Annotated in this window: 1 protein-coding gene; it reads right to left on the bottom strand. The window is 67.1% G+C overall.

The features are described 5' to 3' along the window. The coding region (locus HBA93_RS18080; protein ID WP_221724219.1) for an IS256 family transposase at window positions 1-565 on the bottom strand (565 nt) is incomplete at both ends.

Raw genomic sequence — 565 nt, 5'->3', positions numbered from 1 at the left:
CTTGTGGACCGTGCAGCGCTGGATCGGCAGCTCTTCGCCCCACAGCGCCACGAGCGCGGCCTCCAGCCCCGGGGCGCCGTCGACGATCACGAACTCGGGTCGCTTCAGGCCGCGGGCATCGAGGTCATCCAGAAATTGGCGCCAGGCGGCCGTGCTCTCCCCGCCCATATTCCTGATGGATAACAGCACCTTCTGTCCGTCCCGCCGCACGCCGATGGCGGCCAGCACCGAAATGTTCGTGGCTTTCCGGTCCAGCCGTGTCTTGATCACGGTGCCATCGAGGATCAGCCGGACGATATCCTCGTCGGCCAAGTTACGCGCGCACCAGGCGTCCCAGTCCACCTTCACCTTGCGCCAGGCGCGGCTGACGACGTCCTTGCTGACGGCGCCCTCGAACAGCCCGAACAGCGCCCGCTTGACCCAGCGCGTGTTGGTTCCGGAGAGGTAGACGGCCGCGATCAGGGCCTCGGCCTTCTTCGTCAACCGCTGGTATCGGGGCAGAGCCTTCGAGCGCCATTCCTTCAGCTTGCCCGTCTCATCCTCGATCCGCGCCCGCGGCACCCGC

Source organism: Ochrobactrum sp. SFR4, assembly GCF_019730395.1.
GTDB lineage: Bacteria > Pseudomonadota > Alphaproteobacteria > Rhizobiales > Rhizobiaceae > Pseudochrobactrum.
This window is presented reverse-complemented; position numbering and strand designations above follow the sequence as displayed.